Below are 15,124 nucleotides of genomic sequence, written 5' to 3'. Positions count from 1 at the left end.
AGAATTTAATTGATATGGTCTTCGTTCTCGATAACTACGATTCGTTTACTTACAACCTGGTGCAGTACATGGGTGAGCTTGGGGCCGAGATGGTGATTCGGCGCAACGACGAGGTGACGGCAGCCGAGGTGGAGGCGCTGAAGCCGGAGCGGATCCTGATCTCACCGGGGCCGTGTACGCCGCAGGAGGCGGGGATCAGTATTGAGCTGATCAAGCACTTTGCGGCGATGGGTGAGAGCGGCGGACGGAAGGTGCCGATTCTGGGGGTGTGCCTGGGGCATCAGGCGATTGGCGCGGCGTTTGGCGGCGAGGTGGTGAGGGCTTCTAAGCTGATGCACGGTAAGACGAGCGAGGTGGAGCACGACGGCAAGACGATCTTCGAAGGCATTCCTTCGACGATGACGTGCACGCGGTATCACTCGCTGATCGTCGCCGATAAGGGGCTGCCGGGGGAGCTTGAGGTCTCTGCGCGGACGGCCGATGGGGAGACGATTATGGCGCTGCGGCATCGCGAGCTGCCGATTGAGGGCGTGCAGTTTCATCCGGAGAGCGTGTTGACCTCGAATGGGAAGAGATTGATTGAGAATTTCTTGAAGATGTAGCTGGGCTGTCCGGCTTGAGGAAGAACAGGCAAAGGCAGAAGCAGATCCCTGCGGGATGACAAATAAAAGGACAGGCAAGAGCAAGCGCAACGGCAGGTTCCTGTGGGATGGCAGGCGAAGAGGCTTGCGGATAGGTTGATGCAGCGCTAACGTGCGGAGACTTGCTGGGGGAATTTCTTTTCGAGAATGGATTGCACGCGTTCGAGGATCAGCGCGACCTGCCGGTCGTTGTGGTAGCCGTCGCGGGAGGCTCGGAGATAGCCTGCTGCGGCGATGCGTTGTCTGGCGGCTTCATCGGGAAGATACTTTTTGATCTTGGCGACCAGCTCGTCGAAGGTAGAGAAGAAGACGGCCTCTTCATCTTCTTTGAAGCGCTGGAGGTGGCCTTCGGAGCGCTCGGCGAGGAGGAAGCTGCCGCAGCCGGCGATCTCGAAGCTCTTGTGTACGAACTCGTCCTGGTTGGAGTGAGTGAGGAAGCTGAGGTTGATGCGCGAGCCCCAGATGGCCTTGCGATAGTCGTCGAGGAAGAGCTCGCCGATGCGGAAGGTGGCCTTGTAGGCGTCGGGTGGCATGGCGCGGGCCCACGCCTTTGGATTTCCTGAGACGGCGACGGAGAGATGATGCTCGCGCCAGAGCCGGGTGAGGGTGGTTCCGCGGTCGTCGTAGGGCGTGCCGATGAAGGAGACGTCACGGTCGCGGTCGGCGTCGGACCAGCCGGGGGGCGGGGGGAATTGCAGGGTGGGCTCGTATGCAGTTTGGATCTTGATGACGTCGCGGGCACCGCGGGCGGTGTAGTCGAGGATGTTCTTGTCGCGCTGGACGACGTGCAGGTCGTAGTGGGGGATGGTCTGCATGTAGAGACGCCAGCCGGGATCGCGGCGCGGGCCGAAGGGATTGTCGATCATGTAGCTGACGGTGGCGATGCTCATGGCGCGGATGCGGTCGATCGTGCGTGGGCGCACCCAGAGGAGCTTGTCGGTCCAGAGCAGATCGGGCCTTTCGGCTTCGGCGACTCGCAGGAGATCGCGATTGAGATTGTCGACGGCGGGGCCGGCGCAGAGGCGGTAGGCGATCTTGCTGAGGAGCGGGTTTGTGGGGACGTAGTCGAGCGCGTTGAAGGGGATGACCTGGTGGCCGAGACGCTCCAGTGCCCAGAGGCGATAGAGAGACGTATCGTTGGGCGTGAGGATGGTGGCGTACAGAATCTTCATAAGCGTTCGAGTGGCCCGGATGCGGCTCCCGGTCTCACGCGCGATTTTTCGTGAGAGGGGAGGATGGAAGATGCTTCAGCGTGCGAAGGGCTTGAGAGTGGGAGGGCTTGAAGGGTGCCGGGGATTCGCCTGGATTTTGGAGCACGGTTGCACGGCCAGGCTGCACGCAGCGGTCATCCATAGGCCGTATTATACATAGCTGGGGCGCGTATTTCGTCGCTGGGCGATGGGTCGCGCGTGCGCTTCCCAACGGCTTGTGAAGGGCGTCTACAGGTTTGAGGGCGGCATGAAGAGGGTGGCATGAAGGCGTATCGATTCGCAGTGTACGGGCTCCTCTTCGCCGGATCGTCGATGACGCGAGCGCAGCAGACGATTGGGACGGTTGGGGTGCAGGATGCCACGGTCGCGGGGGCGCTTGAGATCACGAATGGGCGCGCGGTGCTGGTGGGCAATACGACTGTGACGGCGCGAGAGCATATGACGGAGATATCGCTGAGCCGGGGGGGCGCGGTGCGGGTGTGCGCCACCAGCGGTCTGCACATTACTTCGTCGAAGGGTGCGGGGCTGACAGCGGCTTCGAGTCCCCAGGCTTCGAGTCCGTTGATGCTTGCGTTGGATCGTGGGGCGATTGAGGTGCAGATGGCGGCGACGACGCGGGATATGGTGTTGACGCCGGATCTTCGATTCACCATGGCGACCGATGGGCCGCTCGATCTGCAGCTTCGGGTGACGAAAAACGGCGATACCTGCGTGGAGAATCGCGGCACGGGCGCGCCGACGTTGAACGTGGCGGACCAGTTTGGCGAAGGGACCTATCAGTTGCGGGCTGGTCAGCATGTGCTGTTTGAGCATGGGAGTTTGAAGGAGGTTGTGGATCATGAGAGCTCTTCGTGCGGATGTCCGCCGGAGTCTCCTGCGCCTGCTGAGCCGACCATGACGGTGGCGGATGCGCTGTTGAACTCCGGCGCGGCAAAGGCGGGCGATGCGACGGCGGGAAAGACTGCGGCAGAGCTGCACCCCTTCCCTGCTGCCGTGAGCGAGGGGCTTGCACCGCCTGCGACGCCTCCCCAGGCTCCGGTTGGCGTGGTCCAACGCCAGGTGACGGCGACGCTGAGCTCGACTGGAGGGCAGGACAGTCTTACGCCTGCTGAGCCTGCGGCTGCACCACCCTCCAGTGCAGCGCCTGCGGCTCCGGCTGCAAGTGCTGTGCAGCCGGCGTCGACGGCTCCTGCGCACTCGGGCGGTGTGATGCATGCCGTGGGACGGTTCTTCCGGCGGATCTTCGGCGGAGGGTAAGCCGCCGCGATGCAGCGAAAGAGCGGGAGACCCGCTCACTAAGCTACAATCGAAGGGTTGTGAGCGATTCGGCAGGGATGCCGAGGCTCGCACAGAAGTCACGAATACACGCTGAATTCAGCACAGATTAGGGGTTTTCTTTTATGTCGATTCCCGCAACGCAGATGCGCCCGGGCATGATCATCAAGCACAACAACGACCTTCACACGGTCTTCTCGGTAGAACACCGCACGCCCGGAAATTTGCGTGCGTTTATCCAGGCGAAGCTGCGGAATGTTCGCACCGGCGCGATGTTCGTCGAGCGCTTCCGCTCGCCCGACCCTATCGACCGCGTCATCGTCGACGAGGTGAAGATGGAGTTTCTGTACAACGACGGCGACGACTACTACTTCATGGACGAGGCGTTCGAGCAGACCATGCTGAAGCGCGAAACGCTTGGCGATGCGGTCGAATATCTGATTCCGAATCTGAACATCAACGTGAGCTACTACGACGGAAAGGCCGTCGGCATTGAGCTTCCGCTCGTCGTCGAGATGACCGTGATGCAGACCGAGCCGGGCATCAAGTCGGCTACGGCGTCGTCGGTCACCAAGCCTGCGAAGATGGAGACGGGGCTGGTGGTCGCGGTGCCTCCGTTCATCAACGAAGGCGAGAAGATTCGCGTGGATACGGCTGAAGGCGCGTACATCAGCCGGGCGTAAAGGATATTGCAAGGATGAATCGCGCCGACCTGCAGAAGTTATCCAATGCCAGAATCCGAGAGGCAAAAATACTCTTCGCTGCCGGAGAGTATAGCGGTGCATACTATCTGGCAGGGTATGCCGTAGAGTGTGCTTTGAAGGCTTGTTTTGCCAAAGGTATTAGGCGACACGACTTTCCGGACAAAAACCGCACTGGGAAGGTCTTCATTCACAAACTGCGCGAGCTTGCGCAATTGGCAAATGTTGATGCTGATCTTGCAGTAGCAACAAAATTTAACACGAAGCTGGACGGAAATTGGCTCTTGGCGTGTAACTGGACAGAAGAGAGCCGCTATTCTACTTGGACCCAGAATGATGCCGAGGCAATGATCGAAGCTATATCAGGAAAACGTGACGGGGTGCTTCCATGGATCAAACGACGCTGGTAAATTTCGATGTGGAGGCGGGGCTTAAAACGCTCGCGGCCCTTGATGAAGCTCATATCAAGACCATAGTAGCTCTATGGATGGTATCTCCAGATGACGATGGTCGATTGGTTATCTCCTCTCCTGACATCGAGCAATTTCAACTTCTAAAGGCTTATCAGCAGGTCGCAAAAGTATTACATGGACGCTTTCCGTATATGACGCCGCCGATTTTGATCTTGCCAACTAGCAGCCCTTTTGTTCGGGAGCTTCGGAGAATGTTTGGAAAAACCAAAGATGTTTCGGGGATGCGTCTGGGAGGGCAGACAATAGGTGGTCGGTTTATCTCCGATGCTTACGTATACCGGATAAAGTAACTCATCATGGTCGTTCACTATCTGGTCAAAGGTCGCGTGCAGGGCGTCGGGTTTCGCTGGTTCGTTCATCGCGAGGCGGCGGAGCTTGGGCTGCGCGGGTGGGTTCGGAACACGGATGAGGGACATGTGGAGATCGTCGCGGCGGGTACGGCTGAGGAGCTTGCGGAGTTGAAGGATGCGCTGCGGAAGGGTTCGCGTGGCAGCCGCGTCGATGCTGTATTGGAAGATGAACTGGTCGAGAGCGAAGGCGCGAAGCTTGGACCATTTGAGATTGAAGGAGCCTGGTAAGGACCGATGACACTACCCATTAATGCTGAGCCACTGAAGTCCCTTGTGCGCACCGTTCCCAACTTTCCGAAGCCGGGAATTCTGTTCTATGACATCACGACGCTGCTGAAAGACAAGACGGGCTTCGCGCAGCTGATCGACGACTTTGCGCAGTACTACATCGGCAAGGAGATTGATCTCGTGCTCGGCATCGAGGCGCGTGGGTTCATCTTCGGGCCTGCTCTGGCGTACCGGTTGAACGCCGGGTTCGTTCCTGTGCGCAAGCCGAAGAAGCTGCCCGCGCCAACGGCTCGCGTGAACTACGACCTGGAGTACGGCACGGATTCGCTCGAGATTCATCTGGACGCGATTCAGCCGGGACAGCGCGTGATCATCGTCGATGACCTGCTGGCCACCGGCGGCACCATGCAGGCGACGGTGCAGCTTGTGCGGCAACTGGGCGGGGAGATCGCGGGGCTGGGATTTGCGATTGAGCTCGACTTCCTGAAGGGCCGCGAGAAGTTTCGCGAGTACGACGTGCTGAGTCTGCTGCACTACGACGAATAGGCTTCGGCGTCGCGCCACGTCTTTGTAGGAATCTTCAACGAAAACTTCTGACCGTCGGATCAACGAAAGAGGAGATTGCAGATGAAGTCTCATGGATACGCTGCTCATAACGCAACATCGTCGTTGACGCCGTTTCAGTTTGAACGGAGAGAGCCTGGGCCGCACGATGTGGTGGTGGAGATTACCTACTCCGGCATCTGCCACTCCGACATTCACCAGGCGCGGAACGAGTGGAAGAACTCGAAGTACCCGATGGTGCCGGGGCACGAGATTGTAGGCAACGTGACGGCTGTGGGCGGCGCGGTGACGAAGTTCAAGACGGGCGATACGGCTGCGGTCGGCGTGATCGTCGACTCGTGCCGCGAGTGCGAGAACTGTAAGGCGGATGCGCAGCAGTACTGCCTGAAGGGAGCGGTGGAGACGTACAACTCCCGCGACTACGAAGGCAACCCCACGTATGGCGGCTACTCCAACAACATCGTGGTGGATGAGAGGTATGTGCATACCGTCTCGTCGAAGCTGAACCCCGCTGCGGTCGCTCCGCTGCTCTGCGCCGGGATCACAACTTACTCGCCACTGCGCCACTGGAAGGTCGGCAAGAACAGCAAGGTAGGGGTGGTTGGGCTGGGTGGATTGGGACACATGGGGCTGAAGTTTGCGCACTCGTTCGGCGCGCATGTAGTGCAGTTCACGACGTCGGAGAACAAGATTGCGGACGCGAAGAAGCTGGGGGCGGACGAGGTGGTCGTTACCAAGGATGCGGACGCCGTGGCGAAACATGCAGGGAGTCTCGACTTTATTCTCGACTGCGTATCGGCACCGCACGATGTGAATGCGTATCTGAACCTGCTGCGGCTGAACGGGACGTTGTGCCTGGTTGGGCTGCCGGAGGTTCCGGTGTCGGTTGCGCCGTTCTCCGTGGTAGGCAATCGCCGGTCGCTCGCGGGATCGGGAATCGGCGGGATGCGCGAGACGCAGGAGATGCTGGACTACTGCGCCGAACATAACATCGTCTCCGACATCGAACTGACGTCGATCGACAAGCTGGACGAGGCCTACGAGCGCGTGATCAAGAGCGATGTGAAGTATCGCTTCGTCATCGATATGGCTACGCTGCCGAAGAGCTAAATCAGTCTACGAACTGTGCTCATCGCCCCTGGTGGCGCCTCTGTAACGCGGAGGTGGTCTCCAGGGGCGATGTAGCTTTTACGACGGAACCAATCTTCCATGCGGTTGCGAAGCTGATCGACGGGGACGCGATAGCCGACTTCAAGCAGGCCGTCGCCGACCGGCAGGGTGTCATCGAAGATGGCGTCGTTGGTGAAGTTGCGCATGGCGAAGTTGTCGATCCACTTGATCGGGCAGGGTTCCGCATGCCCTTGGGGATCGACGCGTTCGATGGTGAGTGTGCGCGCGAACATTCTGCTCAGGCGAAGAGCGTCATCAGGGGAGAGTCTAGCGGGACTTTCTGGGTAGGTCCGCTGAGCTTTCCGGTTACGCCATCGCGGTGGAAGACGGCGACGTTCGCCGAGTCCTGATTGCCGCAGAGGAGCCACTGTGCGGTGGGGTCGAGGGTGAAGTGTCGCGGAGTCTTGCCGCCGCAGGAGATGCGCTGGACGAGGCCGAGGCGTCCGCCCTTAGGGCTGATTGAGAAGACAACGAGCGAGTCTTCGCCGCGGTTGCTGGCGTAGAGGAAGTTGCCGTCGGGCGAGACGGCGAGCTCGGCGGCCGTATTTTTTTCTGCGGGAAAGCTGTCGGCGATGGTCTTGACCGAGCTGTTGGCGTTGACCAGCAGACCTTGCGGCGTATCGGCGAAGCGCGTGGCGGTCCACAGGCAACGGTCGATGGTGGAGTCGATCTCGTTGATGCAGTAGACCCAGCGTCCGTTCGGATGGAAGACGACATGACGCGGGCCGGAGCCGGGGCGGTTGTTGGTGAAGAGGTTGTGATCGGAGAGATGGCCGGTCTCGGGGTGGATATTGAAGACGGAGATGTGATCGGTGCCGAGGTCGCAGACAAGGAGGAAGCGGTTGTCGGGCGAGATGGTGGCACTGTGCGGATGCGACATCTCCTGGCGAGTGGAGTTGGAGCCGAGTGCGCCAAACTTCTGGCGGTCTTTGAAGTCCATGCGATCGACGGGCTGGCTGAGGGTTCCGTCCGGCTGAATGCGATACGAAGTGATGGCGGATCCGTAGAAGTCGGCAACAAAGGCGGAGTGGCCGGTATCGTCGACGGAGATGTAGGCCGGTCCGGCGCCATCGGACGTGACTTGTCCGAGCTGGTTGAGATTGCCGGTCTTGGTGTCGATGGCGAAGGTGGTCACCGTCGCAGCCGGGTCGTTGATGGCGTTCACAGCGTAGAGGAAACGACGGCCAGGACCGGGAGGCGTAAAGGCCAGATAGGCAGGCCTAGCCGTGGTTGCGGCAAGGACTGGTGGCGTAAGTTGTCCCTTGGTGGGGTCGAAGCGCGACTGGTAGATGCCTTTGCTGACGCCCTTGGTGGTGTCGGTGCCGAAGTAGACGGTGAGCGGAGCGGGCGGGAGCGGCTTCTTCTTTCGCCACGGAACGGGAACGGCTGCGTGCGCGGAGGCCGCAAAGGCAGGGAGAACGATCAGGAATCTGCGGCGCGTGAACATGGCCAGTTCCTCTCGAGGTTAAGCTGGTTCGCCTGGTAGGTGGATACCCATCTCGTCTTCCGCACGAATGTTTTCGTTGATGACGGGAAGGCTGGGCAGATTGTCTGTTCGACCAACTTCTTTGACCACTGCGTTCGCGTGTTCGAGAACCTCTTCCACGGTCATGGTGTACATCTCGCGGCCGTTGTCGTAGCCGGACTGGATCGCGTGCTGCAGGTAGCGCCCTGCGGCCTGGGCTGCGAGATAGTCGGTGATGACGAAGCCGGTGCGGCGCTTCTGCTCCACCCACGCGAGGTTCGGCATGGCGATCCAGACCGGTCTGCCGTTGACGGCGAAGCGGATATCGGTCGCGTCGGCGTGGCGTGTAGCGATGGCGACGATGGTGCCCTTCCACGTACAGTGGAGTTCCTCGCCGGTCCAGCGATCGGTCACTTTGAAGTCTTCATACATGGCTGGTTCTAGCTTAGTGCAGGGGGAGGGGTTGGGCAAGGAGCGATCTCGCAGGAGGGTGATTGCTTACCTGGGGCGAACGCTGGTTACCCATGCGCTGAGCTGCTCGGGAGACTGAATCTTTTGGTAGATGATCTCGTCCATGAGCTGCCGTGTATTCGTCGCAGCAAAGGGCGTGTCGATACGCGCGCCGGTATGCTGGCCGGGCAGCTTGACGATGTAACCGGGACGGTCGTCGAACTGGCCGCCGTCGCTGGCTATCTGCTCCTCCTGCGTCCAGTCCGGATTGGCGGTCCACAAGAGCTTCGTCCGCCAGGAGTGGTCGCCCATGATGATGACCGTGGAGGAGTTCCATCGCCCATCCCGCTCAAGAAGAGACCGGACGTGCGCAAGGTAGCTGTCTGCAAGCGCGAGGTTATCGATATAGGTCGAGTTCTTCGTGGCGAACTCTCCGGTTGCTCGGTGATAGATGCCTCCCGGATGGGGTACGGGCATGTGGAGGAAGAGAAGATTCGTGGAGCTGTCTTCGAGCATCGTATCCGCTGCTGCGAAGAGACTTCGATAGTCCGATAGATGACGCAGGGAAAGGTCTTCCCCAGCGTCAGGAAGGTGAAAGGTCTTCGAATAGATGAGATCCGCAAGATGAAAATGCGAACGGTACGGCGTGGTGAGAGCGGTCAACTGCGCGGTCCAGAAACAACTGTCAAGAACCTGCGGGAGCAATCTGCAGTATGGGTTATACCAGCCGGCTAATCCCGTCTTGTAGCCTGCACTCTGAGCATCTTGAAAGATGGTGCCGTGCTGATCGAATCCAGTCCATGCATTCGTCCGCGGATTATGGATGGATAGCATTCCGTTCGCGGAAGATCGGATGTTATCGATGGGCTGCCCGGTCATGAGAGACGGCAGTACGATCTCGGTCATAATGCCTGCAGGAATAACATGCGTAAAGACGGACGACTCCTGAGCGAGTTGATCGAAGGCCGGTAGGCTGAGTCCGTTGAACCGATGGTCGTAGACCTGCCGGTAAGAGAGTTCATCCAGCAAGATCCAGATGATTGGCGGTCGATTCTCCTCGGAAGTTGCGGCGGTCTGCGGTATCGAATGAAGAGGCAGCGGATCGTTGAGGTGGCGCGCCTGCCAGGCGAACCAGGCAAGTTCGCATAGAACGAAGATCCCGATCATCGCGGCAACCGACAGCATGTGCGACATTAATCTCTGAAAGCGCTCAAACCTGGGTCGCTGGGCAGGATTCCAGAAGATCACAAGAGCAAGTATCACTATCAGACACAGTGACAACACGATCGCGCTGAAGCCGTGCGGAAATCTCCAGAACGCCATCACAGACCAGTTCTTCAGCAGAATCCAAGGGAGAAGAACGGCGAAACCACACCAGGCGGCTATGCGTCCGCGCTCTGATTTGCCAGCCCACAGAAGCAGTAGCGTTGTAAGAAGCCAGAATAAACAGAAGTCCAGAACCGTCGGGAGAAAGAGGGCTGAGACTCTTCCGCTCCAATGGTAGATCGCATTATGATCCGGCGAGACGAGCGGACTCAACATCCATAGATTACAAAGTGTGGTCATGCCCAGGGCCGCCACGGCAGAATCCGTAAATCGTCGCATCGTGATCCTGTAGAACGTAACCTTCGGTGGTAGAGGCCGAATCATAGGCGCAGTCCGCCATATCGCCGCCAGTGAAGGTCAGGCCAGAAAACAAAGTTTTATATGTGAAGGAGAGGCGGAGAGAACCGCATCTCGCTAGTCGCGCTTAATGTTCGATTGAATCTCCGCGGCTTTGGAACGAAAGAACAGAGACTTCAGCCGGCGGCGAAAATAAAAGAGGCCACCTGTAATCATCGCGGTGAAGCTTTGATATATCAGCAGACTTGAGCCTGGATCAACGTAGGCATACGCACGCTGCTCCAGCGTGAGACAAAGCGTAATCAACAACAGGCCCGAAACGGCGATGTACCCGATTTTTAACTTCAACTTGCACCCTCTCGAACACAGGATTCAGGTGTAAACACACATAGCGACAAGTTGTTTCGTGAAAAGAATATTAATAATAGAAACAAAATAAATATATCAGCTCGGAGCACGAAGCCGGGTCGTTGGCTTCGCGCTCCGGTTCCATTTCGGGCTAGAGGTCTCGGGCTAGAAGTTGAACGAGGTCTGCAGCGAGATCTGACGCACCGCGGAGGTGCCGGTAAACGGTCTTCCGGCAAGCTGGGTCGATACGCCAAACTGCTGCGACGTCAGCGTTCCATTCGGTGTGGAGAGGTTCTCGTTATTGAACAGATTCAGCGCCTGCACGCCAAAGGACAGATTGTAGCGTCTGCCTGTACTGGCTCCGCCGAATCCGCCGCCGGGACCTCCACCAGGGCCGCCGCGTCCTCCACCGGGACCACCAGCACCACCGCCGCGATTGCCGCCTCGTCCGCCAGAGCCGCCCTGTCCCTGGGCCGCCGCTGCGGCAGTCTGCGGACCGAAACCGAAGGTCTTCGTCGCACGGAGATTAAAGGTGAACTGCGATGGGCCGGTGCACAGATTGATCGGAATCGGGGTGTACGGCGTATTGGGAGCGGGTGCCGAAAAGCTGCCGCAGCCCGCGATGGTGTTCGTTCCCGGCTGGCCCGGCGCGATACCGTTCGGCGCAGCGAACTGAGGCCGGTCGTTGAACTGGGCGTCGTTATTGAGGTCGCTGCCCGTGGTTACGTTGTAAGGCGTACCCGCTGAAAGGATCATGATCGGACTCAACGTGATCGTGTAGGGCAGCGTCACCGTACCGTAGAGGAAGAAGCGATAGCGGGTATCGAAGACGGCGCGCCCATAGTCCTCGCCAATGTTGTACGGGTTGATCGACGGAAACGAGGTGATGCCGCCTGAGTCGGACTTGGCGTAGTTCAGCACGCCGTACCCGCCAACACTGAAGATTCGGCTCGATCGGATGTTCACATTCGCGATCAACTGGTTCTGGTGGAAGACAGCGCCCGACTGATACTGGTCCACAACCGCGGCGTGTTCGCCCGCCGCAGGAGGGATTGGATAGACACCATTGATCGGGGAGTTCAAATTTTCGCTGTAGAACTGGTGAACGCCGTCGGCACGAATGTAGTTGACCGACAGCGTGGCGCCGCGAAACAGCTGCTGATCCACACCAACGGCGTAGTGCAGCGTGTACGGCGCGCGAAGATGGGCCGATGCCGAGTATGTCTTGTTGCCCCCGCTTCCGGTGGCTCCCGTGGTGCAGGCTGCGATGTTGTCCGGCGTGCAGCTCGCGCTAGGATTCACGATCTGGGTCTGAATCTGGTTCAGGCCGTTCGACTCGAGGGTGTTGATGACGTTGGCCAACATGTACCGGTCATAGAACATTCCAAAGCCGGCGTTGATGACCGTCTTCGGATTGTTCTTCGCGCCGACGCCGTAGCGAACTGACACGCGCGGAGCCACATCATGGTGGTCCGAAAGATGATTCTGCGTCTCGAAACGAAGGCCGTAGCTGACCGAAAGATTCGGGCGCGGCTTCCAGTCATCCTCGGCATAGAGACCCAGATCCACCAGCGTCGCACTCACAGGATGAAGTACCTGCGTGATGCTGAACTGGCTGGCCTGCATATTCTGATACGACGACACGGGCGAGTTCTGGCAGGGCGTGTCCAACAGGCAGTTATAGGTGAACTGACCGTTCTCTCCGGCGGTTGTGGTGTTCGAATCGCTGGTCGAACGCAGACGTCCGCCCAACCGGATGAAGTTCTTCGCCAGCTGAATCGAGGTGTAGTTCTGCGCTTCAAAGTGATTCTGTATATCCGATTCGCTGCCGGTAGCGGCGCCTCCACCGGTAAAGTTTCCCTGCACCTGAATGCTCGGCGTGGTGCTGAGCGCGGTCTCCGACGTGGTATCGCGCTGATACTCGAAACGAGTCTCATTGATGATGCGCTGGCTTAGAATCTGCGTATCGCTCACCTGCAGCGTCGTCTCCGCGGTGCTGGAGTTATAGCCCGTGCTCGGCAGATTCAAGCCGCCGACACCGACGTTGTTCTGGTCGTTGACCTCGTACTGAAACCGCGTTACCAGCGTGTTCTTCTCGCCTAGCTGAAGGTCGACCCGGGGGTTGATGTCCGTACGGGACTGCGGCGCTGGATTCGCAATCGAGTAGTTGCAGGAGATCTGGCCAGCCGGGCAGGTCAGCGTCGTGTCCAGAATCGTCGGGTTCAGAATCTCCGCGCTTACCTGGTTGTTGTCCTGAATCGCGCGGTGCGATCCCGACAAAGTGAAGGAGGCGTTGTGAGCCAGCGGCCCGGTGATGTTCCCCAGCACGAAGATCGTGTGGTACGGAGGCTGCGTCTTCTCAGGCTCATCCGCCGTGTTAAAGGCGTTCAGCAGCGGGTTGCCGCTGTTCAGTGCGGAGTCGATTCCCTGCAGGTTGAACTGCCCATGAAACTTGTCGGTGCCGGGCTTGGTGAAGACCTCGACGCGCCCATAACCCAGCTTGTCATACTGCGCGGAGAAGGGATTTTGATTGATGCGAATCTCGCGGATTGATGACTTGGGAGGCAGTTGGCCGCCGGTAAATCCGTCCACGTAGATCTGTCCACCGTTCGGTCCGGCCGCCGGTCCGGCAAGCGCGGTCAACTCCGACGAGAGTTCGTCTGGATCATCCGAGAGCGCGTCAAGATCCTTGCCTTTGATGGTCGTCGAACTTGCGTTGCTGTCCGCATCGACACCAACCTGCGCCGTCTGCGCCGTTACGTTGACCTCCTGCTTCTGCTCTTGGATCGTCATCTGTGTATCCAGCATCAGGTTCTGCCCTGCGGCAACCTTCACCCCCAGCTTCACGAAGGAGGCGAAGCCCGGCATCGTCACCGTTATCGAGTACGTTCCTGCGGGCACCCCATGCAACACATACGTTCCATCGCTCTGCGACTGCGTGACCAACGCCTTACCCGAGGCCGGGCTCAACGTCACCGTCGCCCCTGGAATCACTGCGCTTTCAGGATCTGCAACCAGTCCATGTACCGTCGCCGCAGTCTGCTGGGCGACGCCAACCATCGGCATCCAGGCGATAAAAAAAGACAAAACAACCTTCAAGGCGTTGCGAGATAGCATTCCTACTCCTAAGATCTTCATGATTGCAATATCTGCAAGAACTACTGGCTTCCAGCATCAGGTCCGCCCCCGCCAACGTTCCACGGGGACAGCGTCATCGACGGCGCTCCGCTTGGAGTTGCCGCGAGGATTGGTTCTACTCCAGATAACAGCGTCACCGCCGTCACCGTCGAACTGGCCGGGTCCGGCTGCGACGCAACGATCATCACTGCATCGCCCACCTTGAGATCGGCCAGCGTCTCGTTCGGCAGTCTGCTCACTAGCTGCGAGAGATCCATCCCCGCAGAGCGTCCTCCACCACCTTCACCATGCGTTCCGGAGCCTTCGGCATGAGACGCTGCCGGAGCCGTTCCACCACTACCCGCGCCACCTGCCGCACTGCCGCCCTTGGCTCGCGCGGCAAACATCGCCGCAGCCCGCGGAGGCAGCGTACGCACGCTCGAGTTCTCCGTCACCTTCACCGTGACCATCTTCTTCGTGGCCAGATCCTTCAGGGTCAGCGTCTCACTCGACGCGTTGAGCGTGGCGATCACTCCCGCGAAGTTCTTGAACGAACCGCTGATGACCTCTTCCGCCGTGATAGACATTCCATCGTCAGACTTCGCCCCGCGCACTCGCAGTTGATCTCCCGGCTGTATCTGCGCCAACGTCCCGGGCTTCGCATCCTCAAACTTGACGGAGTCTCCCGCATAGCGACGGAACTGCGTCTTGCCGGAGGTGTTCACCGCGATCTTCTTCGCTCCGGCCAAGATCGTCACCGTTCCGCTGCCTGCATCGACCGCGGAGACGATGCCGCCCGACCCGCGCTTCTGCCAGTCGGATTGCTCCAGCTCGTGCTTCTGTGCGAGGTCTCCCGCCTTCATCAGGATCACGCGTGACGCTGTAAATGAGGTTGCATCGCCGCCGGGCTGTCCGGTCACCAGCACGCGATCGCCAACCGCAATATCGGTCAGCGCGATCACCTGCGCGTCCTTGAGATTCGTGCTTCCGGGCGGCAGCTGCACAATGCGGGCTCCATCCGCGACCGTGACGACAAACTGCTGGCCCGCATCGGTCGCCAGGGTAAGGGTGCTTCCGGCGACCGCTTTCACCGTGCCAATCTGACGTCCCGCCGGGGTTGCGGCAGGAGCCTGCGCCATGGCAGCGCTGCCCCCAATCATCCCAATCATAGGGAGCGCCATTGGCAGAGCCAGAAGGGCGCTCATTGCAACCGTTCTGATAACACAGCATCCATTCCGCATCGTCTTCCTCACAGGAATCAGTACATCGGCCTTAGGTCGCTTCGATCTTAATGACGCTTCGATTGGCCTATCAAAAGTCGCTGATCGTCTGGTAGGAAGACGAATCAGCGACACAAAAGTTTCCGCGCCGGACCACACTTTCGAGGTCAGCGAGGCGAAGTATCAGCGAAGACAAACTTGGGGAGGGCGCTACAAAGAAGTACAGGCAAAAAGGGAGGCGGTTTCTTTCAATCTGAGGAATGAATAGATAAAGAAATATTACACAAA

General features: G+C 59.2%; 17 protein-coding genes. 9 read left to right on the top strand and 8 right to left on the bottom strand.

Going from position 1 to position 15,124, the window contains the following annotated elements:
- The first annotated feature begins 14 nt into the window (after positions 1-14).
- Positions 15-602: an aminodeoxychorismate/anthranilate synthase component II gene (locus GSQ82_RS17680; protein ID WP_158793481.1), complete on the top strand. Its 588-nt coding sequence runs from the start codon at positions 15-17 to the stop codon at positions 600-602.
- A 146-nt stretch (positions 603-748) separates the two neighbouring features.
- Here the strand turns inward: GSQ82_RS17680 and GSQ82_RS17675 are convergent, their stop codons facing one another.
- Entirely contained in the window at positions 749-1,813 is a 1,065-nt protein-coding gene (locus tag GSQ82_RS17675; protein WP_158793480.1) for a glycosyltransferase, read from the bottom strand.
- A 300-nt stretch (positions 1,814-2,113) separates the two neighbouring features.
- On the opposite strand from GSQ82_RS17675, the gene GSQ82_RS17670 reads away from it, so the two are divergent.
- The 7 genes from GSQ82_RS17670 (at position 2,114) to GSQ82_RS17640 (ending at position 6,553) form a co-directional block, all read left to right on the top strand.
- Entirely contained in the window at positions 2,114-3,109 is a 996-nt protein-coding gene (locus tag GSQ82_RS17670; RefSeq protein ID WP_158793479.1) for a nuclease, read from the top strand.
- A 143-nt stretch (positions 3,110-3,252) separates the two neighbouring features.
- The gene (gene efp, locus GSQ82_RS17665) at positions 3,253-3,810 is read left to right on the top strand and encodes an elongation factor P (protein WP_158793478.1); all 558 of its coding nucleotides are present in this window, start codon (positions 3,253-3,255) and stop codon (positions 3,808-3,810) included.
- 14 nt (positions 3,811-3,824) lie between these two features.
- Positions 3,825-4,238, top strand: coding sequence for a HEPN domain-containing protein (locus tag GSQ82_RS17660; protein WP_158793477.1), 414 nt, complete (start codon positions 3,825-3,827; stop codon positions 4,236-4,238).
- The gene (locus GSQ82_RS17655; protein ID WP_158793476.1) at positions 4,217-4,591 is read left to right on the top strand and encodes a hypothetical protein; all 375 of its coding nucleotides are present in this window, start codon (positions 4,217-4,219) and stop codon (positions 4,589-4,591) included. Before GSQ82_RS17660 ends, GSQ82_RS17655 begins: the two co-directional genes overlap by 22 nt.
- Positions 4,592-4,597: 6 nt before the next feature.
- Positions 4,598-4,879 (top strand): acylphosphatase, encoded by a 282-nt coding sequence (locus GSQ82_RS17650; protein WP_158793475.1) that lies wholly within the window; start codon positions 4,598-4,600, stop codon positions 4,877-4,879.
- A 6-nt stretch (positions 4,880-4,885) separates the two neighbouring features.
- Positions 4,886-5,425, top strand: coding sequence for an adenine phosphoribosyltransferase (locus tag GSQ82_RS17645; protein WP_158793474.1), 540 nt, complete (start codon positions 4,886-4,888; stop codon positions 5,423-5,425).
- Between the two features lie 81 nt (positions 5,426-5,506).
- Positions 5,507-6,553 (top strand): NAD(P)-dependent alcohol dehydrogenase, encoded by a 1,047-nt coding sequence (locus GSQ82_RS17640; RefSeq protein ID WP_158793473.1) that lies wholly within the window; start codon positions 5,507-5,509, stop codon positions 6,551-6,553.
- Here GSQ82_RS17640 and GSQ82_RS17635 read toward each other — a convergent pair.
- The 7 genes from GSQ82_RS17635 to GSQ82_RS17605 all read right to left on the bottom strand — a co-directional run bounded on the left by GSQ82_RS17635 (position 6,550) and on the right by GSQ82_RS17605 (position 14,755).
- Positions 6,550-6,846 (bottom strand): hypothetical protein, encoded by a 297-nt coding sequence (locus tag GSQ82_RS17635; protein ID WP_158793472.1) that lies wholly within the window; start codon positions 6,844-6,846, stop codon positions 6,550-6,552. The two genes, GSQ82_RS17640 and GSQ82_RS17635, sit on opposite strands and share 4 nt — an antisense overlap.
- A gap of 5 nt (positions 6,847-6,851) precedes the next feature.
- Positions 6,852-8,060, bottom strand: coding sequence for a lactonase family protein (locus GSQ82_RS17630; RefSeq protein WP_158793471.1), 1,209 nt, complete (start codon positions 8,058-8,060; stop codon positions 6,852-6,854).
- Positions 8,061-8,078: 18 nt separating this feature from the next.
- A complete protein-coding gene (locus tag GSQ82_RS17625) occupies positions 8,079-8,492 on the bottom strand; it encodes a hypothetical protein (protein ID WP_254061722.1) in 414 nt (137 codons plus the stop codon).
- Positions 8,493-8,576: 84 nt separating this feature from the next.
- Positions 8,577-10,094, bottom strand: coding sequence for a sulfatase-like hydrolase/transferase (locus GSQ82_RS17620; RefSeq protein ID WP_158793470.1), 1,518 nt, complete (start codon positions 10,092-10,094; stop codon positions 8,577-8,579).
- Positions 10,095-10,268: 174 nt separating this feature from the next.
- The gene (locus GSQ82_RS17615) at positions 10,269-10,499 is read right to left on the bottom strand and encodes a hypothetical protein (protein ID WP_216847107.1); all 231 of its coding nucleotides are present in this window, start codon (positions 10,497-10,499) and stop codon (positions 10,269-10,271) included.
- 165 nt (positions 10,500-10,664) lie between these two features.
- Entirely contained in the window at positions 10,665-13,616 is a 2,952-nt protein-coding gene (locus tag GSQ82_RS17610; RefSeq protein ID WP_158793469.1) for a TonB-dependent receptor, read from the bottom strand.
- A gap of 41 nt (positions 13,617-13,657) precedes the next feature.
- A complete protein-coding gene (locus GSQ82_RS17605; protein WP_158793468.1) occupies positions 13,658-14,755 on the bottom strand; it encodes a DUF5666 domain-containing protein in 1,098 nt (365 codons plus the stop codon).
- On the opposite strand from GSQ82_RS17605, the gene GSQ82_RS17600 reads away from it, so the two are divergent.
- Positions 14,754-15,104: a hypothetical protein gene (locus GSQ82_RS17600; RefSeq protein ID WP_158793467.1), complete on the top strand. Its 351-nt coding sequence runs from the start codon at positions 14,754-14,756 to the stop codon at positions 15,102-15,104. The genes GSQ82_RS17605 and GSQ82_RS17600 overlap by 2 nt on opposite strands.
- The last annotated feature ends 20 nt before the right edge of the window (positions 15,105-15,124 follow it).

The sequence above is a fragment of the Granulicella sp. L60 genome, assembly GCF_009765825.1.
Lineage (GTDB): Bacteria > Acidobacteriota > Terriglobia > Terriglobales > Acidobacteriaceae > Edaphobacter.
This window is presented reverse-complemented; position numbering and strand designations above follow the sequence as displayed.